The organism is Sphingomonas sp. TX0543, from assembly GCF_048565505.1.
Classification (GTDB): domain Bacteria; phylum Pseudomonadota; class Alphaproteobacteria; order Sphingomonadales; family Sphingomonadaceae; genus Sphingomonas.
The window spans coordinates 60,660-81,273 of sequence record NZ_JBLZUS010000001.1 but is presented as its reverse complement, the minus strand read 5'-3'; the positions used below and the strand labels follow the sequence as shown (position 1 = coordinate 81,273).

General features: G+C 59.4%; 16 protein-coding genes. 7 read left to right on the top strand and 9 right to left on the bottom strand.

The genetic code is table 11. The features are described 5' to 3' along the window. The first annotated feature begins 146 nt into the window (after positions 1-146). From ACM61V_RS00395 to ACM61V_RS00380, 4 genes are all read left to right on the top strand, one after another. Positions 147-1,346 carry an AAA family ATPase gene (locus tag ACM61V_RS00395; protein WP_060978114.1) on the top strand — a complete coding sequence of 400 codons (1,200 nt, stop codon included), beginning with the start codon at positions 147-149 and terminating at the stop codon, positions 1,344-1,346. After that, positions 1,343-2,359, top strand: a complete 1,017-nt coding sequence (locus ACM61V_RS00390; RefSeq protein ID WP_058803371.1) for a ParB/RepB/Spo0J family partition protein — start codon at positions 1,343-1,345, stop codon at positions 2,357-2,359. The genes ACM61V_RS00395 and ACM61V_RS00390 overlap by 4 nt, the downstream gene beginning before the upstream one ends. A gap of 178 nt (positions 2,360-2,537) precedes the next feature. After that, complete coding sequence (locus ACM61V_RS00385) at positions 2,538-3,791, top strand: replication initiator protein A (RefSeq protein ID WP_067513343.1); 1,254 nt, start codon at positions 2,538-2,540, stop codon at positions 3,789-3,791. 1,012 nt (positions 3,792-4,803) lie between these two features. Beyond that, positions 4,804-5,085, top strand: coding sequence for a WGR domain-containing protein (locus ACM61V_RS00380; RefSeq protein ID WP_082730673.1), 282 nt, complete (start codon positions 4,804-4,806; stop codon positions 5,083-5,085). A gap of 5 nt (positions 5,086-5,090) precedes the next feature. Here the strand turns inward: ACM61V_RS00380 and ACM61V_RS00375 are convergent, their stop codons facing one another. Continuing rightward, entirely contained in the window at positions 5,091-6,017 is a 927-nt protein-coding gene (locus tag ACM61V_RS00375; RefSeq protein ID WP_060977766.1) for a hypothetical protein, read from the bottom strand. A 153-nt stretch (positions 6,018-6,170) separates the two neighbouring features. Here ACM61V_RS00375 and ACM61V_RS00370 point away from each other — a divergent pair, with 153 nt between their 5' ends. Next, positions 6,171-7,202 carry a tyrosine-type recombinase/integrase gene (locus ACM61V_RS00370; protein WP_419713727.1) on the top strand — a complete coding sequence of 344 codons (1,032 nt, stop codon included), beginning with the start codon at positions 6,171-6,173 and terminating at the stop codon, positions 7,200-7,202. 684 nt (positions 7,203-7,886) lie between these two features. Here the strand turns inward: ACM61V_RS00370 and ACM61V_RS00365 are convergent. Together ACM61V_RS00365 and ACM61V_RS00360 are read right to left on the bottom strand one after the other, a co-directional pair. Continuing rightward, positions 7,887-8,675, bottom strand: coding sequence for a HEAT repeat domain-containing protein (locus ACM61V_RS00365; protein ID WP_267224365.1), 789 nt, complete (start codon positions 8,673-8,675; stop codon positions 7,887-7,889). Beyond that, a complete protein-coding gene (locus tag ACM61V_RS00360) occupies positions 8,672-9,301 on the bottom strand; it encodes a recombinase family protein (protein WP_147037438.1) in 630 nt (209 codons plus the stop codon). The genes ACM61V_RS00365 and ACM61V_RS00360 overlap by 4 nt, the downstream gene beginning before the upstream one ends. Before the next feature lie 94 nt (positions 9,302-9,395). On the opposite strand from ACM61V_RS00360, the gene ACM61V_RS00355 reads away from it, so the two are divergent. Next, positions 9,396-12,293, top strand: a complete 2,898-nt coding sequence (locus ACM61V_RS00355) for a Tn3 family transposase (protein ID WP_288936969.1) — start codon at positions 9,396-9,398, stop codon at positions 12,291-12,293. Positions 12,294-12,297: 4 nt separating this feature from the next. Here the strand turns inward: ACM61V_RS00355 and ACM61V_RS00350 are convergent, their stop codons facing one another. The 6 genes from ACM61V_RS00350 to ACM61V_RS00325 form a co-directional block, all read right to left on the bottom strand. After that, positions 12,298-14,112, bottom strand: a complete 1,815-nt coding sequence (locus tag ACM61V_RS00350) for a hypothetical protein (protein WP_419713726.1) — start codon at positions 14,110-14,112, stop codon at positions 12,298-12,300. Further along, a complete protein-coding gene (locus ACM61V_RS00345) occupies positions 14,109-15,041 on the bottom strand; it encodes a hypothetical protein (RefSeq protein WP_419713725.1) in 933 nt (310 codons plus the stop codon). Before ACM61V_RS00345 ends, ACM61V_RS00350 begins: the two co-directional genes overlap by 4 nt. 664 nt (positions 15,042-15,705) lie before the next feature. Next, the gene (locus ACM61V_RS00340) at positions 15,706-16,287 is read right to left on the bottom strand and encodes a UPF0149 family protein (protein WP_419713724.1); all 582 of its coding nucleotides are present in this window, start codon (positions 16,285-16,287) and stop codon (positions 15,706-15,708) included. Further along, the gene (gene tnpC / locus ACM61V_RS00335) at positions 16,284-17,837 is read right to left on the bottom strand and encodes an IS66 family transposase (protein WP_419713723.1); all 1,554 of its coding nucleotides are present in this window, start codon (positions 17,835-17,837) and stop codon (positions 16,284-16,286) included. The genes ACM61V_RS00340 and tnpC overlap by 4 nt, the downstream gene beginning before the upstream one ends. A 49-nt stretch (positions 17,838-17,886) precedes the next feature. Further along, the gene (gene tnpB / locus ACM61V_RS00330) at positions 17,887-18,240 is read right to left on the bottom strand and encodes an IS66 family insertion sequence element accessory protein TnpB (protein WP_419713722.1); all 354 of its coding nucleotides are present in this window, start codon (positions 18,238-18,240) and stop codon (positions 17,887-17,889) included. Beyond that, complete coding sequence (locus ACM61V_RS00325) at positions 18,237-18,662, bottom strand: transposase (RefSeq protein ID WP_419713721.1); 426 nt, start codon at positions 18,660-18,662, stop codon at positions 18,237-18,239. Before ACM61V_RS00325 ends, tnpB begins: the two co-directional genes overlap by 4 nt. Positions 18,663-18,808: 146 nt before the next feature. Between ACM61V_RS00325 and ACM61V_RS00320 the strand changes: the two genes are divergently transcribed. Further along, positions 18,809-20,614, top strand: a complete 1,806-nt coding sequence (locus ACM61V_RS00320; protein ID WP_419713720.1) for a hypothetical protein — start codon at positions 18,809-18,811, stop codon at positions 20,612-20,614.

Genomic DNA, 20,614 nt, shown 5'->3' with positions numbered 1-20,614 from the left:
ACAGGCTATGCGACAAGGGGTGCCCGGCAGCGCCGGGAATTCGGGACCGGCACCATCCCGATGATATCGGTTTGACTTCTACCGCCAAAAATGATCATAAAACACGAACTGGGTCGCAGAACTGCGATTCATCGAAAGGCAGACGCATGTCCTACACCGTGAACACACTGCGAAATATGACCAGATCCTGCGAAATGATGCGCGATCGGGTCAAAGCTGTGGTGTTCAAACCTGATGAACGCAAGGTCCTGGATATCACGTTTGGGCCTACGGCGGCAGCGGAATTGGTCGGAAGAACGCCTGAAGCGCTTGCCAAGGCAGAGAAGGAGGGACGTCTCGCGCCTCCGAAGCAGCTTAACAATGGCCGTCGCTATTACACGCTCGAAGACCTTACTCATATTCGCAAGGCGCTGAACATTCATCCGGGCAAGCTAGCCCATGAGAATGCGGTCGTAGTAGCCGTGCAGAATTTCAAGGGCGGCGTCGGCAAGAGTACGATTACCAAGCATTTCGCCGATTTTCTTGCACTGAACGGATATAGCGTTCTCGTGATCGACTGCGATCCGCAGGCGTCAACGACAACTATGTTCGACATCCAGCCCGAAGCACTTATCGATGAAGAGGAGACTTTAGGAAACTTCCTGTCGCCTCGCAGTACATTCGATGATTTCAGGAAGGCAATCCGAGAAACCGCTTGGCCTACAATCAAAATAGTGCCGTCAAGCCTTGGCCTGCAGGATGCAGAGTGGGACCTCACGGCAACGTTGACGGAGGGCGGACAAGCAGTGCGCGAGGGACTTCAGCGTCTCCGTATTGGCATCGACAGTATCATCAAGGACTTCGACGTCGTCTTGCTCGATCCTCCGCCGGCCATGGGGTTCCTGGGCCTCAATGTGATGGCCGCTGCAACAGGTATGCTCATCCCGGTTCCGGCAAGGCAGCTCGACTATCTTTCAACCATCCATTTCATGGACACCATCGCCGAGAATATCGAGATCCTCGAGGATCACGGAACACCTGTTGATTATGGGTTCATTCGCGTCGTCTGCTCGGCCTACACCCCCAGCAAGCCAGGTGAAGCCGACATGTGGAAGATGATGAAGGCCACATATGCCAATTTCCTGCTGAATCAGCCGATCCTGGCTTCTGAGGAAATCAAGAATGCCACTCAGGCATTCCGGTCGATCTATGAAAGCAAGCCTTCAGCTGCGCACGCAACCTACCAGCGTTGCCGGGACAATCTCAACGCAGTCTTCGGAGAAGTTCTGAACGAAATACATGAGCAGTGGCCGTCGAAGAGCATTTCGAGACGGTCATCTGACACGGCAGGGAGTGTTGTAGCGTGAGCCGTCGTTCATTGATTGGCGAGGCCCTCGCCTCCCCTGCCCCTGACCAGCCTTCCGTCTCTGAAGCCAAGGACGCTGCAGGGGCAACCGCATCGCGCAATTTCACAACACGTCGGCTTGAAGGCTTCACGGAAGCAGCGCGGATGGTCAAGCGTCCGACCATTCGGCTCAAACCTGCAGAATGTTCAATCTGGCCGGGAAACGCCCGTGATTACGAACAGCTCACCGAACCCCGTTTGCGATCTCTGATTGAATCGATCCAAGCAGAAAACGGGAACCGCATCCCAGTTGTCGTGCGTCGGAAACAGCAAGGTGAGCTGCAGTACGAACTGATCATTGGCACAAGGCGCCACTGGGCTGTCGCGTGGCTCAACGCCAATCACTACCCGGATATCGAGCTCGTAGCGATTATCGAAGATCTCGATGACGAAGCTGCGTTCCGCCTTGCTGATATCGAGAACCGCGAGAGGGAAGATATCTCAGATTTAGAACGCGGTTTGAACTACAAGGCAGCAGTCGACACCTATTACGATGGCCTTCAGGCACGGCTTGCTGAACGCGTGAAGATCTCGAAATCTACGCTCGCCCGGTACATCGGCCTGACAGAGATCCCGCAAACAATCGTAAGCGCATTTGCCTCGCCAATGGAACTTCAGGTCCGGTACGGTGACAAGCTCCTTCCAGCCATACGCAACCCATCGCTGCGCCCCAGGATGGAGGAAGCAGCAAAGCAAATCGCTGCGGAACAAAGTTTCCGGCAATCCGGAGACGAAGAGCCAATTTCTGGCCCTCAGGTTGTTGTCCGTCTGCTCAAGGCAGTTTCGGGCAGGCCTGGCCGTGCCCAGAAAGCCGTAATCGAAGCCGCAGGATCGTCCATTGGTGTCATCGAAAAGGATCGTGCACGAGGGCTCACGATAACGATCAACCCCACTGATTTGAGCGCTGACGAAATCCTCGATGCATTGCGCCCTCTGATTGAGAAGGCGAAGATTCTAAAAAGGCCTGCCCCATGAAGGAGGGTTTCGAACCCACCTATGGCCATGCCTTTACCACTCTGAAAATGTGGCTTTTATCGTTTTATTTCCTATGTTTAACACACTTGTCCCACATGTGGGACAGCGGCAGATTTACTAGGCGAAGAACGTGAGCGAGAAAGATCAGTCCTCCTCCGGTCGCCGGGTGCAGTTCGAGATGTTCTTCACGCTGCCTGATTTCAGCGACATCTCGCTGCGGGACTATCAGGAGACCATGCAGCGTCCTTTCTTCAGCCTTTCGAAGAAGAAGCGCCTGAAACCCATTGAGTACCTCAGCCCGGACAAGTCGGTCACCGTCCATGTATCAGCCAACCCAGCCTATGGGATGGCGACCATCTGGGATGCAGATATCATGATCTATCTGGCGTCTCACCTCAACGAATTGCGCGAGCGGGGTGACAACGACCTGTCGCCGACCATTCGTGTTCAACCTGGCGATCTTCTCAAGCGAATCTGCTGGGGTGTAAGCGGGCGCGCCTATGAGCGACTGATCGCAGCGCTTGATCGTCTTCAGGCCACGACGATCAAGACGAACATCCGAGCAAACTCCAAATCCCGCGAGACCACATTTTCGTGGATCGATAGCTATACTCATCTCGTTGATGAGCGAACCCAGCGTTCGCTTGGGATGGAAATCACGCTTTCCAAGTGGTTCTTCGACGGGGTCATGGACAAGCGAAATGTCCTTGCGATTTCGCCTTTGTATTTCGAGATAACGAGCGGACTTGGGAAATGGCTCTACCGCGCAGCTCGCAAGCACGCTGGTGGCAATGGGCCAGAAGGTTTCACGATCGGCTTCGAAACTCTTCATCAGAAAAGCGGCAGCGAAAGCTCCCTACCCTCGTTCAAGAACAAGATTCTTGAATTGGCGCGAGCTAACAACCTGCCGGATATCAGTCTGGAGGTCATTGGAGCAGAGACGCCGCGTCCAAAGCTAAAGATGGTGATGCGTCGCCATCTCGAAAAACCTTCTGGAAAAACCGAGGATAGTGGCTCTGTCACCACGGAGAGCAGAGCCCAGCGCATTCAGCGCGCAACCCCCGAAAAGGCAGCCAAGGTCAGCCCTCCGCAGGAATTCGTTGATCCTGCCCTCGTGCGCAAGCTCCTTGCAACAACGAGCGCGAGCTTGCGCCCCGAACAGCAAGCCGATGCATCAGCGGCATTGGACAGCAATGCAAGCCAATCTCAGTCACGACGAAGGGGAGGGGGCGCGCAGGACACTCTTGACCCCGAAATCTATCAGGCCATCCGTGCTGAATGTCCTGGTTGGGATCTCGATGTGCTGATGCGGCAATTCGATTCCTTCTTGAACAGCAATCCGCATGAGTTGCCAAGGAACTACTCGAAACGGTTCTACGGCTTCATGAAGAAGCACCACGAGCGCAACAAGCATACGCTTCCGGGCTTTTGAAGATCGCGCCCTTCTGCAGGACTTGGTAGCGGCGCCCGGCGCGCTGGTAGAGCTGCCGCTCGGCTTCAGGCCTGATTACGCTCTGCCGCAGGCATAGCGATCTATCGTAACATTAAGAACAGTCTCATCATGCACGGCAGCTAGCGAACGTGTTTTCGGGAATCACTTCGCTTAGCCCGCCCGATCAGCGGACCGCGTCTACGTTCGGCGCCTGCTAATAAATCGCTGACTAGGCCCAAGAGCACCGGCATAGACACTACGGCCGTGCTTCTGCCGTCCATCTTTGACTGAAATCAGCGATCTACTCTGCAGCGCTCAAGCCAGCTGGCAGATCGCCTAAGGCTCCACTTCGGTCACTGCGATCCAGAAACCCGACAGGTCGGCCTTCAAGCTGGGCGATGGAAAATGCCTCCAAAAACCATTCCTGAAAACACGTTCGACCGGAAATACCACATTTCCGAAAACACGTTCGTTTCAGCATAGGGGCAAAAGGGGGATCAGAAAGTTTGGGATCGGCGCATCATATGTGAATCGGAACGCTAACTGATCCTCTGGCCTCACGTTCTCAGCCGCGCTTTCAAAGTTATCAACAGGGCGAGGAGGTGGCGAACGTGTGATCAGGCATCAGATGACGTGTTATTAGAATCTGGCGGTCGTGCTATCAGAAACCGAACATCGTGTTTTCAGATTCGGCATAGCCGCCCCGACTCGCGAGAAATCAGGAGTTTGCAGGCTGATCGCGAGCAGGTAACCTCTTAACCTTAGAATCTAAATCCCCTAACGTTCACGCCTGCGGCGGATTTGTTATTGATTTGATTCAAGATTAGGGAAGGCCGACATATCCCTTCGACGATGACCGCTTTGCGTGCGATGCGTACATTCCACTAGGATGGCAGCTCGGCAGATTAGCGCTGGTGACAGCCTTAAGATCGATTCCGTGAATCACGACAGGGACCTGTGATTCAAACTTCCGATTGGCCTAACTTCACGTGGCTATCGCATAGTCCTCCGCATGTTAGAGGATGGACAAAGGGAATGTCAGATCTGGCTCGAAGCCAAAGATCCCGATCTCAATGTTGCAAGGCGGTACGTCATATCTCGAAGCCAGGACCTGTTCGGTGTCACGATTGTTGAATTCTCATGGGGGCGGATTGGAACGCGTGGACAGCGACGCAAGTTATCCTTCGCCGACGCAGGCAGGGCGACAAAGTTCGTAGAACAATTGCTGTGTCGCAGAGCGACCTCACATCATCGAATTGGCGTTTGCTACCGGGAAGTATTCCGGGGTCCATGATACGTTCACGTGTCCGTTGGGACGATTGCGCTATCGGAAGTTCGAAGGCTGACCATGTTGGCAGTCACCATAGCCGCAACTGATTGTGAAGCGGTTCGCTTGGTCACCCCAAGGCCTCTGGCAAGCTCCGCACGGGTGAGAGGTCCGATGCCGGCTACCAGACGCCAAGCCAGGGGAGCCGTCGAGGAGACGTACAGGCCTGAAAGTGCTCCCTCAGCCTGCAGGTGAGCCCTTTGCATGGCACGGAGGTCTGCGGCTGCACTCTCAGCGGTAGCCTGAAGCGCACGGCCTAATAGGACGGGCAGGGGTTCCTCGTGAAGTTCACGGAACAGAGCCCGCGGCATGACCCCAGCAAGCGCCATTGGCGCTGAGCCCAGCCCAAACAAGTGCGGCCGCATGGCAGCAGCGAGCGATGCCGCCCAGGCCGCCCCACGCGGTGCCATACGTGTTACCGCGAACCCTCCGACCTGGACCATCTCACTGCCACCCTCAAGGAAATCGATTTCTTCAGTGCGCAGCTCCGCCAACCATTCAAGGAGGGTGCCCATCGGATCGCGGCTCGGCAGCAGCGCGTCGAGCCGTTCGAGCGCGGCATCGGCAGGCCTGCATGTCTCGCTGAATCCTTCGGAGTGACTTTTGGCGGCCATGACCAGCTTGGCGGCATGGGCGAGGGGAGGGTGGCCTCGCCGGCTGATCCACGACAAGAACTGACGGCGTTCTTCGGAATGCCACGAGCGGACGAGCTCGCCCGCTTCGAGCCCGGGATTATGTTCGATCCCAAGATTATCAAATGGATAATCGCGTACGTGCACGCGCCAGAGGCGCCGGAGTGAGGCCAGCGCAAGGCATTCGGACAGCTCAGGCGAGATGAAGGGGAGGGCGCCTTCGATGCGGGCAAGCGTCAGTTGCCAGGGTGCTGGGGCGGATACCATCGGCAGTATAGTATATAAACGCCCAAAAAAGTATACCCAGCTTGTACGGCGCTTTTGCTGTCCGATAAGTGTCCTTCACGGATAGGATGAATGGGGCTATGACGGTTTGTGTTTTCCGTGTGAAAGCACGAATGGAAGCGAAAGAGGCGGCGGGTGGAAGAACGGATTGACGAAGGGGCAGGGCGGCCGGGAATTTTGGGCCCGGTGAGCGCGCTGGTCATCCCCGGCCACCTGTCTCCGGCTTCCGCCCCCGAACTCGTCGAAGAAGTTAAGGCCGCCCGAGCCTATCGCCTGCGGTCGCGCAGCGCCAATACGCTGCGCGCCTACGCCAGCGACTGGCGCCAGTTTCAGGACTGGTGCTGGGGCAGGGGGCTCGAGCCGCTCCCGGCGGCTCCCGAAGTCGTCGCCACCTACCTCGCATCGCTCGCCCGCGCGGGCCGCGCGGACAGCACCATTACGCGCCACGTTGCCGCGATCGTCTGGCAGCACCGCCATGAAGGCCTCCCGCCGCCGACGGCGCACGACACCCACCAACTGATCGTCGATACGCTGTCCGGGATTCGCCGCGAACAGCGGGCGCGGCCCACCCGCAAGAAAGCGGCGATCAGCGCGAAGGATCTGGCGGGCATGATCGACAAGTCGGACGGGCTGAGCACGCGTGCAGTGCGCGACCGGGCGATCCTCGCGCTTGGCCTCGCCGCGGCGCTACGCCGCTCCGAACTGGTGGCCCTGCAGCTGGCGGACGTCGAACTTGTCGACGCCGGGGTGACGGTGCGCATCGGTCATTCCAAGACCGATCAGGAAGGCGAGGGGACTACCATCGCAGTGCCCGCAGGCAAGGTAGTGCGGCCCGCCGCCCATCTCAATGCCTGGCTAACCGTGCGCGGCGGCGCGCCGGGCCCGCTGTTTACCCGGGTTGGCACCAGGGGGGAATTTACGATGGAAGCGATGTCCGATCGCTCGGTAGCACGCCTCGTCAAGCGCTACGCCAGACTCCAGGGGCTCGATCCTGAGGTGATGGCGGGCCATTCGTTGCGGGCGGGGTTTCTGACCGAGGCGGCGCGCACCCGCGCCTCGCTCGCCAAGATGCAGGAGGTCTCGCGGCACAAGTCGGTGACAGTGCTGCTCGGCTATGTGCGGTCGGCCGAACGCTTCGACGATCACGCCGGCGCTGGGTTCCTTTGACCTATGATAGGTGCGTTACATAGAACGACCAATGCCGGCGTGCGCTATCGCGATAGTGATGGCTTCGATTGGGATTGGTATTATATTCACCTTCGCAGAATCTGCCCGGATCATCCGACTCTGCAGCCAATGTTCTTCGAACACGCCCCTCGCGGGACGGCTTACGCCGCACATGCAATCGGCAATCTCCCTCGGGCTTGTGGCAGCGAGGCCGAGGGCAATTCTTCCTGCAGCGAAAATTGGTGGAAGTCGTGCACGCGCAAAGATATGATCTCGTCTGTAGGATCTGCCCGGTGAATCCGTTCCTGCTTTGAGTGTTCTCCGAACACGCCCCCACGGGGGGCCTCCGGCCTGACAAGACATTGGTAATGCGGCCCCGCGTTTTGGCAGAAATGCGGGGTGCGTATTCGAGATGACTTTGCCCGGTCGCTGACGAATAGCCTTGAATGCCGGATCTGCCCGGTTTGCCCGTCTCGCAGCTGGTGTTCTCCGAATACGCCCCTCACGGGGCGCGTTCAGCGCACTTTAGAGCGGTATTTTTAGCTCGCTTTGTGGCAGCGAAGCGAGGAGATTCCAGTTGGGGTCGGCTCCGGCTGAGGGCGAAATGACACTCTAAGCCGAAAGAGCATGGTTGGAGAAAGTGCGAAGCCGTTTCACGCGATGCATGCCTGATTGCAGCAGCGGTTATGAACTATCGGTCTTCCTGTCGCCGCCCCATCGCTGAAGCCGCTGAAGTGAACCAAGCAGCTCGTCAGTTGCTCGATCCCCGCTTTCGTTTATGCCCAAGAGCTTTGCTGCCGCTTCGCGTGCAAAAACGTCATCTGGATCATCGTGGAGCATGGTTTTGAGGAAACCCAACGCACGTCGATCGCGGCGACGACCAAGACCAATGATTGCCTCATAGCGAACGTCAGGATCAGCGTCGCAGAGTTGATTCTTTAGCGCGTGTCGGATGGCATCTGAGTCAGCGTCGCTTTGCTGACCAATCCCGAAAGTTGCCCAATTTCGCACCTCGGGATCGCGATCTGTCATCAACGATAGCAGAGTGGTCTGCGCTTCGACGCTATCAACAGCTCCTAATGCAAACGCGACTGCATACCGGATGTTGTCCCAGCTGTGGTGCGCAAAGGGGATGATGTACGGGGCAGCACGTGACCGATCTATATGATGAAGTGCAAAGATGGCATCAAACACCACCTGCTGGTCATCATCCGCGAGCAGGCGGAGGACGGCCGCAAAGCACTGATCAGGAAATGTACGATCTGGAATGCCGATCTGCCCGAGAATGTCGGCAGCCCGTCCGCGTTCTTTAGGATCACGTGAGCAGGCCAGGGCAAGTGCCCGGTCCAGCACATCCTTCGATCCGCGCCAATGTAGTGCAGCCACAGCGTCCCATGCTGCATCATTGTCACCTTCAAATGCAGCATTGAATAGCTCGGGTATGGAGCGATTATCGTCTGCCGGGCTGGTCATGCTATTACCTCGATCTCGGGAGACCTGTCCGCCTTCGACCGCCCAACGATCGCGGTGACGGTGTTCTTGCTGAGGCCGAGGTCGCGCGCGATCCAGCGATAGCTGCGCCCCTCGGCGACGAGCGCCAGCACCCTGGGGGCGAGCCGGTCGGACTTGGGGCGGTCGCCGGTCTGCCGCCCGAGCTTGCGGCCGCGCGCGCGAGCTGCGGCGAGGCCGGAGCGAACCCGTTCGCTCAGCATGTCGCGCTCGAACTGCGCGATGCCGGCAAGCATCGTCGCCATCATCCGCCCGTGCGGGGTGTCGACCTCGAACGTCATGCCGCTCATGGCGACGACCGACACCCGCCAACCCGACAGCCGGTTGAGCGTATCGAGCAGGTCCTGCGTCGAGCGCCCCCAGCGGCTGAGTTCGGTGACGAGGATCGCATCGATGTGCCGCGCCTGCGCCAGCTTCATCACCTCAGTGCGCGCCGAGCGGTTGGCCTTCATGCCCGAGGCAGTTTCGCGAAACACCTCGACCACCTCATAACCGCCGCGTTCGGCGAAACCGGCAAGGTCGCGCAACTGCCGCTCGCACGACTGGTCGGCGGTCGAGACCCGGGCGTAGATGGCAGCGCGTTGTCCCAATTGAACCTTCCCGAAATCCGGCCCCGAAAACCCTTGATTTGCGTGGAGTCAGTGTTGTCCAAAACAGACTTCTGTTCAATCGGGACACTGTGCCATGCCGCGCCGCCATATCCTGAGCGCCCGGCAGCGGTCGGTGCTGCTCGACCTGCCGACCGACGAGGCATCGCTGCTGCGGCACTACATCCTGGCCGACGACGACCTGGTCCATATCGACCGGCGACGCCGGCCGGAGAACAGGATCGGCTTCGCGCTGCAACTGTGTGCGCTGCGTTATCCCGGCCGGATGTTGGTACCGGGTGAGGTCATCCCGCTGGCGGTGTCGGCCTTCCTCGGCGCCCAGCTCGGCATCACCGGCGACACGCTCGCCCGCTATGCCGTCCGCCGACAGACCCGCCAGCAGCACATGGAGGTGTTGCGACGGACCTACGGCTACAGATCGTTCCCCGGTCAGGGCGCACCGGCACGCGCGTTTCGCGACTGGCTGCTTGGCCAAGCCGAACAGGCGCGCTCGAATGACGATCTCGCCCGGCGCTTCATCGCCCGCTGCCGCGACACCATGACCATCCTGCCGGCGATCACCACCATCGAGCGACTGTGCGCCGACGCGCTGGTCGCGACCGAGCGCAATATCGAGAAGCGGATTGCCGCGCGCCTCGATCGCGTCGCCTGCACCCGGCTCGATCGGTTGACGACCGAGATGCTGCCAGGCGCGATCAGCCGCTTCATCTGGCTGCGCCGGATCGAGCCGGGCAACAATTCCGCCGCGGCGAACCGGCTGCTCGACCGGTTGGAGTTTCTCCGCGCGATGAACCTCGGCGCTGACCTGCTCGCTGGCGTCCCGCCGCACCGCGTCGCCCGGCTGCGCCGGCAGGGCGAACGCTATTTCGCCGATGGCCTGCGCGATCTGAACGCCGACCGGCGCCGCGCCATCCTCGCGGTCTGCGTCGTCGAATGGGCTGCCGCGACCGCCGATGCGGTGATCGAGACGCATGACCGCATCGTCGGCCGAACCTGGCGCGAGGCGAAGCAACTCCACGATGCCCGCACCGCGGAAACCAGAAGCGCGGTCACCGCGACGCTGGACGGGTTCGCCGCGATCGGCCGGTCGTTGCTGGACGCACATGGTTATGGTGCGTCGCTGGAGGATGCGGTCGCGCGCGTGGCGGGCTGGGACCGGCTCGACTACCTTGTCGCGACAGCCACGACGCTGACCGACACGCTGAGCGACGATCCGCTGGCGCATGTCGATCAGGGATATCACCGCTTCCGCCGCTATGCGCCGCGCATGCTACGCTGCCTTGACCTCGCAGCCGCACCGGTCGCCCGCCCCCTGCTCGACGCGGTGAAGGCCATCGCCGCCAAAGGCGAACTGCCGGTGACCGACGATTTCCTGCGCCCGCATTCCAAGTGGCGGCGTCAGTTGCGGGTGAAGGGCAGTGACGATGCGCGTCTCCGCGAGGTCGCGGTGATGTTCCACCTGCGCGACGCGCTGCGCTCAGGCGACATCTGGCTCGACCGCTCGCATCGCTACGGCGACCTGCGCCATGTCCTCGTGCCCATGGCGGTCGCACGCAGCATGAAGCTGGCGGTCCCGCCCGACCCGCATGTCTGGCTGGCCGACCGCAAGGCGCGGCTTGCCGATGCCCTCGCCCGCCTCGGTCGCGCCGCGCGCAACGGCACAATCCCCCACGGCGGCATCGAGGACGGGATGCTGCGCATCGACCGTCTTACCGCCGATCCGCCGGACGGGATCGATGAACTGGTGCTCGATCTGTACCGTCGCCTGCCGCCTGTCCGCATCACCGACCTGCTGCTCGAAGTCGATGCCGCGCTCGGCTTCACCGATGCCTTCACCCATCTGCGCACCGGCATACCGTGCAGCGACCGGATCGGCCTGCTCAACGTTTTGCTCGCAGAGGGGCTGAACCTCGGCCTGCGCAAGATGGCCGAGGCGTGCAACACCCATGATTACTGGCAGCTCTCCCGCCTCGCGCGCTGGCATGTCGAGAGCGAGGCGATCGACCAGGCGCTGGCGACCGTGGTCGCCGCGCAGGGCGACCTGCCGATGGCGCGGGTGTGGGGTATGGGCACCACCGCGTCGGCCGACGGCCAGTTCTACCCCGCTGCGCGGCAGGGCGAGGCGATGAACACGGTCAATGCCCGCTACGGCAACGACCCCGGCATCAAGGCCTATACCCATGTCAACGACCGCTTCGCGCCGTTCGCATCACAGCCTATCCCCGCGACCGTCAGCGAGGCACCCTATCTGCTCGACGGGCTGACGATGAACGAGGCCGGGCGGCGGATCGAGGAGCAGTACGCCGACACCGGCGGGTTCACCGACCATCTGTTCGGGATCAGCGCGATGCTCGGCTATCGCCTCGTACTTCGCATCCGCGACCTGCCGTCCAAGCGGCTGTACGTCTTCGACCCTGCCGCCACGCCGACTGAACTGCGCCCGCTGGTGGGCGGCAAGGCGCGCGAGGCGCTGGTCGTCGCCAACTGGCCCGACCTGTTCCGCTGTGCCGCCACCATGAGTGCCGGGCAGGTCGCGCCGAGCCGCATCCTGCGCAAGCTCGCCGCCTATCCGCGCCAGAATGACCTGGCCACAGCCCTGCGCGAGGTGGGTCGGATCGAGCGCACGCTGTTCATCATCGAATGGATTCTCGACACCGGGATGCAGCGCCGCGCGCAGGTCGGACTCAACAAGGGCGAGGCGCATCATGCGCTGAAAAACGCCCTGCGCATCGGCCGCCAGGGCGAAATCCGTGACCGCACCACCGAGGGCCAGCACTACCGGATCGCCGGCCTCAACCTGCTCACCGCCATCATCGTCTACTGGAACACCCTGCATCTTGGTCATGCTGTCGAGGCACGGCGACGCGAAGGGCTGGAGACGCCGGACCATCTTCTCGCCCACGTCTCTCCGCTCGGATGGGCGCACATCCTCCTCACCGGCGAATACCTCTGGCCGAAAGACGCCGACGCTTAGGGTGTCATTTCGCCCTCAGCCGGAACCGACCCCTATTTTTAGCTCGCTTTGTGGCAGCGAAGCGAGGAGATTCCAGTTCTTGCTCTAAATTTCTGAACGCAGCCATCCGGATCGGGATCGCGTTCCGGGAGTTTGCCTCCAACCCGCTCAAAATTTCGGCGAACGGGGTCGAACTACCGGTTTCCATAAGGTACTGATGGGTGAGGCCGCTTTCAGGGTTCCTTCGAAGAGAGCGCAAAGGTGACATGGTTGTCTCCATGCGCAAGGTTGCTCTTATTGGCACATGCAGTTCGTCCAGCTGGCGGCTGGCGACATGGATTGCATGATCCTTGAATGGCTGTCGCCGGTCGCCGATGCCGCGGTTCCTGAATTTTTCAACGCCATCGGAATAGAGCCAATACCGGCCAGGCTCCAGCCAGAGTCCATGCCGGGTGACGGCCTCGATCTTGAACGATCCCATTTCTTCTGAGCATTCGGACCGAAGCCAGGTGAGTACCTTGTCGAGGTGTTCGGTCGGAAGGGAGAAGTGGATAGAATCGATGTTCGTGTAGCAAATCTGGACATCGGGTGCGCACGCATGGATTCTCTCCATCATCGCGAGGAGGATAATACGACCTCGTGCGACTATGCGTTGCCCGAGAAGATGACACGCCGAGCCATCCCTCAGGTTAGGACCTTGCACAACCACGGCGTCCGCTTCTTCGAAAAGCCTGATGCCCCTTCTGCCCTGGAGCCATATTTCTGTTGCGGTGTCCGGCTCATCAAGGGGCACATCGATGCCATAGGTTCCCTTCATCGCATCCATCGCAAGACTCCTGGTCGAGAATTTGCGACGTGGTCTTGAAGGGCGGCTTGCGCTCGAAGCCATCAGCGTCGCAAGAAACTTTTCTCTATCTGCGAGCGCCTTGTTTCCTTGTTTGCGGTAGCTTTGCCGGTTGGCGAATGACCGCTGCACCTCCTTGGCCAAGGGATGGCGTACAGTTTTGTCGGAAACGACCGATTCCACCAGATGGATGGCTCGAAAATGTTTCCGGAAAAATTCAACCTCGAATTCGTTGAGGTCGACCTCAATCGCTTCGTCCAACCCGGTGCGGAGGTGACGACCGCAGTGAAAGCTGCGCAGCGGATTGTAGCGCGTAATGAAATCTGTTGAAGGACCTTCGAGAATACATTTGTACAGCCCGATCCCAAGGGTTTCGGTTTCATCAAGCCTTCTATCAAGGCTGATTAATCGAAGGTCCGCCGGTTTTGGAAACAGTTGTTGCATGCAGGCCGGATACATCCCGTTGAAATCGATCGAGATGACGCTCCGATCCTGTCGGCGTTCCTCAAGAATGTGAACATCCTGAATAGGCAGATGCCAAGCAGTGTAGAAGCGTGCATCGAGCAAACTTCTCCGACGGAGCGCATTGCAGATCGTGCTCCATTTCTCATCGCAGTACGATGTAGGCGAAACCAGATGGTGATGGTACCTGCGGACTATCGTTCGTAGTGCGTCAAAGCTTAATGCAGAGTCATTCAGATAACGCTGCTCTGGCAGCCATGGATGAAGGTCTTCAAGAACTGCCGGCGGTACGATGCCGGGATTGGCCAATGCAATTAGATCGGCTTCTCGACGGGTCAGTGTGATTGGGCGCGCTTCCGTGAGATTTCCATAGGTTTCGATAGGGCGCGTGCCGAACTCATCGGTGATCGTGTAAGGGTCTGCCGAGATAAGATGGAGCGGGCCACGCTGGCTCCTCGTGCGCTTTCGCAAAAGCACCGGTTCTCTGTCGTTTGGAAGGTCGCCTGAGCGGTGGAAACGGTAAGTCTTGTTCATTTTGATCTGGTTCTGTCGCGACCGGCTCGCCTCATTCTCAGGATACCGCAGTGGGTGAGTGCGAGCTCATTTACCAACGCAGCCCGATCCAATTCGCCCTGACCATCGGCAGTGGCGCGTTTCAGCGCATGGCGAATGCAAAAGGGATAAAGATTGGTGAGAGGCTGGATGTGGCGCTGGCTCCACCCCCGTATCGGCTTCCCATTGGGCACGATAGGATTGTCGCACCTAGCAGCAGCTGCTCTTTCTTTCTCGTAATCTAAAAAGAGCGATTTCAAATCGTCGATCGAGATCGCCTTGAGTTCCGCTACGGAAAAATGAAGGCGGGTGAGGGATAGGATGTTCCTCATGCCCGATCGGTCCAGATTTTTGGTACGCACGAAAAATGGCGGCCCATTTGTTATTTTGTGCAATGCAGATTGGACCTGCCCGGTTCTGCTATAGGCAGTCAGACCATTTCTGTCAGTATTAATCAGCGCTGATCGGACAACGTCCTCTACGTAGCGGGAACGTTCGATGCCTTCTGCCAATAGTAGCTGGTTTATCAATGCGCGGATGCCATGGGGAAGAATTGCCGTTATGGTCGAGGGATAATCGAGCTTTTCCCAGCGGGCATATCTGGCGATCGCATAGGATCGGCCCAGGTCGAGCAGGCCTTTCAAAAAGCGTCCTTCGGCATTTTCGTGGCCGATGGTCATCTCTGCCAGGTGCACGGCGTGGCGCCATTCTGACGGTGCGATGTTGCGATCGAAAAGATCTTTGGCCGAGGTGGCTTTTCCGCCGAGCAAGCGCAACTCGCCGATCTCTCGAAGTTCTTGCCTAAGCGCTGCCTCTTCTTCTTCCCTCTGGTTGGCCCGATTGATCGCGTCAATGTTGACGTAATTATCCAGATCGCCAACCCATACCAGCAAATCGTCGCCGCCGCTCATATGGCATCCTTCGTACGGATCGGATTTGATCGCGTTTCATCGGCTTTATTCTTGCTAAACGCGGGTTTGCAACAGCGTTCTATCCTGAAGAACCAGTGATCCGTTGGTTGAGGTGGCCCGGCACACAGCGAATGCCGTTACGAATCCAACATAGTCCTAGTCCGGATCAATGTGCAGTGCCGGGTTCCGCGATGGGAACAGGCTTGGACTGACCAGGGTACAGGGCCTCGCAGGTCATTGGGAACGACATTTGGATCGTACCGCAAGCCTTATTGTGGTCAAGCTCGCGAGATTAGGATCCTGGCGGGCAGGCTCTTATGGGCCAAGGCGACGGCATCGAAGCCGTCGCCCACTTGCTCAAGCACCGCCTCAAAGTTCGAAATCGTCGGGTCGGTGACAGAGCCTCAGATTAGCGGTTTTGTGTACATCCCTGCCGTCACTGAGTACCCATCTGAACGGCATCTTGAAATGCAACGAGACCATATGCGCCAAACGCCTTCGCCCGTTTCACCCGTGGTAAAGCACCTGATTCCGTAAACCTAGGACGACATACTGGAGCGGCCTTCGCGAGAACCGATTGGCAGATTAACACTTTTCGTTGATCGTGTTGGCTGATTAAGTAGAGTAACCGCTGCTTGGACCCCACGTGGGATGTGGAGAGGCTTCAGTGTACGGTCAAGGTTCTTGCAAAGGCACACTGGTCATGGATGAAGGAGATGATCTGGGGGATCATCCGCCAGGTATCTGCAAGAGCCTGATTTGCGAGAGGATCCTGGAGCTGGTCGATCCATGATATGCCATCGATGATCGTGCTTTGGCCAAGGATAGCTGCAAGCGGCAGGCCGAAGTCTCGATCAGACACGAAGGGCTTCCATGCGTCCATGTCCAGATGCATTGCGGTGAAGAAGCCATTGGCAAAGTCTTCCAGCAGGACCTCGCCGTCCTCGGTCCGCATATAGATCGGCGCATAGACCTCAGGGCACTCGGCAAGCTCGATGCAGATCTGGTTGTAGCGCTTAAGGATCGTTTGGCGCGCGGGTGCCGATCGGGCGCTTTGGACGTGTTCGCGCAGGATGCTCTTGAGCCATATGTCCGGATTGATGATGGACGGGCCGGCAGCCAACGCCGCGAGGAAGCCATCGATCGAGGAGACACCGGCGACCGGCGGATCAAGCGTATCGAGCCAGATTTCGAGCTGCTCTAATGAGAGCGTTCTGCCGGATGCGGTTTGACGTTTGAAGCTCATGCTGCCAGCGCTTCTAGCCGATCAGTCGCAGGGCGCCAGTTCCATGCCAACAGGCTGTGCAGATCGTTGATCATCACCTCCTCATTCACGATCCGCTCGAGCACATCGTTGAGCCAGGTGTAGGGATCGAGGCCATTGAGGCGAGCAGTCTGGAGAAGCGAGGCAAGCACCGCCCAGGTCCGGGCTCCTTCCTCGCTCCCCGCAAAAAGGCTCGACTTTCTACCTTGGGCAACATTTCTCATCCCTCGCTCGACGGTGTTGGTATCGACCTCGACACGCCCGTCTTCCAGGAATAGCGTCAGGCCCTTCCAGTGGTTGAGGGTGTAGCGCATCGCCTTTGCCAGATCGGATTTGGGTGAGAGCCTGGGCAGCATGTCGTCGATCTGCGTTTTGATCGTAGCCATCACCTTACAGGTTTCCGCCTGGCGGGCCGCTAACCGATGTGCGGCATTGCTGGCGCGCACCCGGGCCTCGATCGCGTAGACCTCGCCGATCAGGCCGATGATCGCGGCGGCCACCGGCGACGGGGATTTACGGTAGGCGTCCACGAACTTGCGACGGACATGGGCAAGACAAAAGACCAGCACGATCCCTTCCGCCCCCTTGCGGACCAGCGCCTTGTAGGCGCCATAGCCGTCGACCTGGAGGATGCCCCGATAGCCGGCTAGCTGCTGGCGCGCTTCGGCATGCCCGCGGCCGCGCGCGTGAATGTATGCCACCGCCGGTCGCGCCGGGCCTGACCAGGGACCATCATCGCAGGCATGTGCCCAGAACTGCGTGATCCGGGTTCGTTTTCTTCCTTTCTCAAGGACCGGCATCCGCGTCTCGTCACAGAAAATCCGCGATTGCGCGTGGATGTACGCGAGTTGCAATTCATACAGAGATCTCAGCCACCATGCGATCTTGCGCATCCAGCGGCTTGGTAGGGCGCGATCGAGGATGGCGCCCTGTCCGGCCAGCATCTGAAGCTGCCGGTTGAGAGGGATTGACCATGCAAATCGCGCTGTGGCCATCCAGGCCAGCGTCGAGGTGGTAACCATCGAGCCCGGGATCGCACGCCGGGGCGCTGGTGCCTGAATAACCCCCTCACGGCAATTGCGGCAGGCATAGCGAGGGCGAACGGTACGAATGACGCGTACGATGGCCGGAACCCAGTCGAGGGCCTCACTGGCATCCTCTCCGATTTTGTGGAGCCTGCCTGCGCAGCAAGGGCAATCCAATGTCTGCGGATCGATCACCTGCTCTACCCGCTCAAGATGGGCGGGCAGCGCCATTATGCCGCGCTTCGCGCGCGGGCGCTTGATCACAGGCTTGTCTTCTGGCGCTTCATCGTCATTGGCCGCGACCGTCGGCGTGCTCACAAGATCGCCCAGATCCAGTTGCCCCTGATCTCCCAGAATGACGCTGGCGCGTTCCGATCGATTGCCGAATGCTTGTTGGGCCATGCCTTTGAGGAGCGAGCGCAGTTGAGCGTTTTCAGCCCGGAGTTCCCGCACAAGGGCGGCCATCTGTTCGAGATCTTCGGGAAGGTCATCGGCTCGCGAGGGCATGGCGGATTATACCACACCACCCTTGCGCCGCCACTCAAAACCGCAGATTTCAGCCAAAAACCTTAGGGCGCCTTTCCTCCTGGAACGGCAGTCTGCGCCAGTCCAGGCCCGATAGAAGTGCCACACATTGCGGCCCCGTCAGGGCAAGCGTCCCTCCTTGCAACGAGGGCCAGTGGAACCTCCCACGGTCGAGCCATTTTGTCGCCATAACCGCGCCGGATCCATCATGACGGACCAACTTGACCTTGTCAGCCGCCTTGTTGCGGAAGACAAACACATCACCGGCACAGGCATCGTGGCCCAGAACATGTGTCACCAGTCCCATCAGCCGGTTGATCCCGGCCCTGAAGTCGATGGGCTGCGTCGCCACATAGATCCGCACGCTTCCATCGATCGGGATCATTCCCGGATCGCCGCCAGAACGGTGCGCAAGTGCTCCGCCTCGACGGCGCCGCAAATACGAACTGTCACATCGCGCACCACCAATTCCATGCTGGGCGGTGATGCCGGGACGGCCGGCATTTGCGCTTGCTCCTCACGAACCACCGTCACTGGCACAAGCCGGAGTTCTTCAACGGTCCCCGCCGCTCGCGCCTGCCGGCGCCAATAATGCAGCAGGCCAAGGCCGACGCCGTTATCCCGCGAAACCTGCGCTACCGTTTTTCCGGAAGTGAAGCTTTCCGCAAGAATACGATCGCGCTCATCATCCGGCCATCGCTCGTGCCGACGCCGGACTGGCTCCAAACTAACGGTCAAACGCGAACTTGCACTATGCGACGCACACGTCAAACCAACGTTTGGCGCCGCATCAATTTCGTCAACCACTGCTCGAGCTCCTCAACGTCTCGCGCAGATCTACCCCTCAAAAACCAACCAGAATACGTGGGGTCGGTGCAGCGGTTACTAAGTAGAAGCTATAAGTCGCGCAAAGGGGGGAATTTTTGTCAGTTCACACGACAGCTGCGGCTTGGGTGCGCTTCCTGCGCAATTACGGCCCGATTCCGACCAACGACAATATGTATGATGAGTCGATTCAAAGGGCTTTGAAGCGACACAAAATTGCGCCGATCACGCTCCCGGCTCCGCTCGTAACGCGGCTAGTCGAGAACTTTCAAGCTGAGGCTCCTGCGTCGCACATCATCACGGGCACGGCGGGCGACGGAAAAACTTATCACTGCCGCGAGGTATGGGTCGCGTTAGGGGGCGATCCGGCGACCTGGAATAAAGGTGCGAAGGTACAGACCCTCGCTGTCGGCAGCCGCACGCTCGTCATCGTCAAGGACATGAGCGAACTGCGCGACGAAGAAAGCGCGCAACTAATCTCTGATTTTGCGCGCGATGTCGCCAATCGGCAGTCTTCGACCTTCTACCTCCTTGCCGCTAATCACGGGCAGTTGCTCGAAAAGCTGAAGTCGGCGCCCCACACGGCCGAAATCGAGCGCGTCACCACCGTCGTCGAAGAGCTTCTAGTGACGGGAATCAACCCGGACGCCGCCATTTCGGTTGATCTTGACGATCTGAGCCGATCACCCGCTGCCCAGATGATGACCACCATTATCGAAGAGGTGACAAGCCATGATGGCTGGGAGGGTTGCGGAAGCTGCGCGGCCAATATGGGCGACGCTGTATGCCCGATATATGAGAACAGGCGCCGGTTGATGGGCGAGGACGAAGGGGATGCGTTCAAGGGCCGCATCGCTGCGCTTATCGAGCTCAGCGAACGCAATGGGAGTCATTTCCCGGTTCGCCAACTCCTCGCACTGGTCGCCAACAGCATCCTGGGCCATCCCGAAGCGCGGGACGGCTTGATGAGCTGCGCCGAGGTGCCGCGCATCGTGCAGGAGGGCAGGGCCGACCTTGCAAGCATCTACCGGAATATATTTGGCGAAAATTTGCGACCCAGCAAAGCGGAAAAAACAGAGTTGTTCCGCAAGCTCAACACTTTTGGCATCGGCGCCGAAACGAGCAATCGCGTCGACAACCTCCTCGTCTACGGGGCCGACGATCCCGCCTATCGCGGAGATTATGAACGTCTGGTGCTGTCCGACCCGGTCTATGGTGCAACGCCTGCCTATTCGGCGGCGCAACGCGCCTATCTCGAAGGGGCTGAAACAACCGATCGCACGGCGTTCCTCGGAAATCTGCGATCCCAGCGACAGCGGCTGTTCTTCACTATGCCCGATGAACTTGCAGCGGACTACGACCTGTGGGATCTAACGGTCTTCCGTTATGCCGGGCTCTATCTCGAGGTTGCGCAGAAGCTGGAGGCCGGCGAGCAGGTGCCGCGCCAGGCGATCACTATGATCGTCCGCGGTCTGAACCGTATTTTCACGGGTATGCTAGTCCAGAACCAGGATGAACTCGTGCTCGCGACATCGGGCAGCTACTCGCAGTCCAAGCGCAGCCCCTTGCTCGACGAGCTAATATCCGTGCCCCGCCAGGGCGGCGAAGAGGTGACCGTCGTCGGCGATGGCGCGGGCGGTTTTTCCGTTTGTGTGAAGCTCGTCCGAGGGAGCGAGATCCCGCTGGTCAGCCTAGCCCTGTCGCCGACCCGCTTCGAGTTTCTCGGGCGTGTGGCCGAAGGCGCGCTGCCGAGCAGCTTTTCGCTCGAATGCCATGAGGATCTGCTGGCGTTCAAGGCCCGGCTCCTGCGAGAGACCGAGAACCGGCGTAAACTGGATGGCGACGAGATCGCCGATGGAGAATTGATGCTCCGTTTCATCGACCTTGGAAATGACGGCCGGGCGGTTGCGCGCCGTGTGATCGTGCGGGTTTAA

Coding starts and splice junctions, on each gene's coding strand:
- ACM61V_RS00385 (WP_067513343.1), top strand. CDS start 2,538: ATGTTCTTCACGCTGCCTGATTTCAGCGACATCTCGCTGCGGGACTAT.
- ACM61V_RS00340 (WP_419713724.1), bottom strand. CDS start 16,287: ATGAGCTTCAAACGTCAAACCGCATCCGGCAGAACGCTCTCATTAGAG.
- tnpB (WP_419713722.1), bottom strand. CDS start 18,240: ATGATCCCGATCGATGGAAGCGTGCGGATCTATGTGGCGACGCAGCCC.
- ACM61V_RS00355 (WP_288936969.1), top strand. CDS start 9,396: ATGCCGCGCCGCCATATCCTGAGCGCCCGGCAGCGGTCGGTGCTGCTC.
- ACM61V_RS00380 (WP_082730673.1), top strand. CDS start 4,804: ATGTTAGAGGATGGACAAAGGGAATGTCAGATCTGGCTCGAAGCCAAA.
- ACM61V_RS00365 (WP_267224365.1), bottom strand. CDS start 8,675: ATGACCAGCCCGGCAGACGATAATCGCTCCATACCCGAGCTATTCAAT.
- ACM61V_RS00345 (WP_419713725.1), bottom strand. CDS start 15,041: ATGAGCGGCGGCGACGATTTGCTGGTATGGGTTGGCGATCTGGATAAT.
- tnpC (WP_419713723.1), bottom strand. CDS start 17,837: ATGCCCTCGCGAGCCGATGACCTTCCCGAAGATCTCGAACAGATGGCC.
- ACM61V_RS00350 (WP_419713726.1), bottom strand. CDS start 14,112: ATGAACAAGACTTACCGTTTCCACCGCTCAGGCGACCTTCCAAACGAC.
- ACM61V_RS00375 (WP_060977766.1), bottom strand. CDS start 6,017: ATGGTATCCGCCCCAGCACCCTGGCAACTGACGCTTGCCCGCATCGAA.
- ACM61V_RS00395 (WP_060978114.1), top strand. CDS start 147: ATGTCCTACACCGTGAACACACTGCGAAATATGACCAGATCCTGCGAA.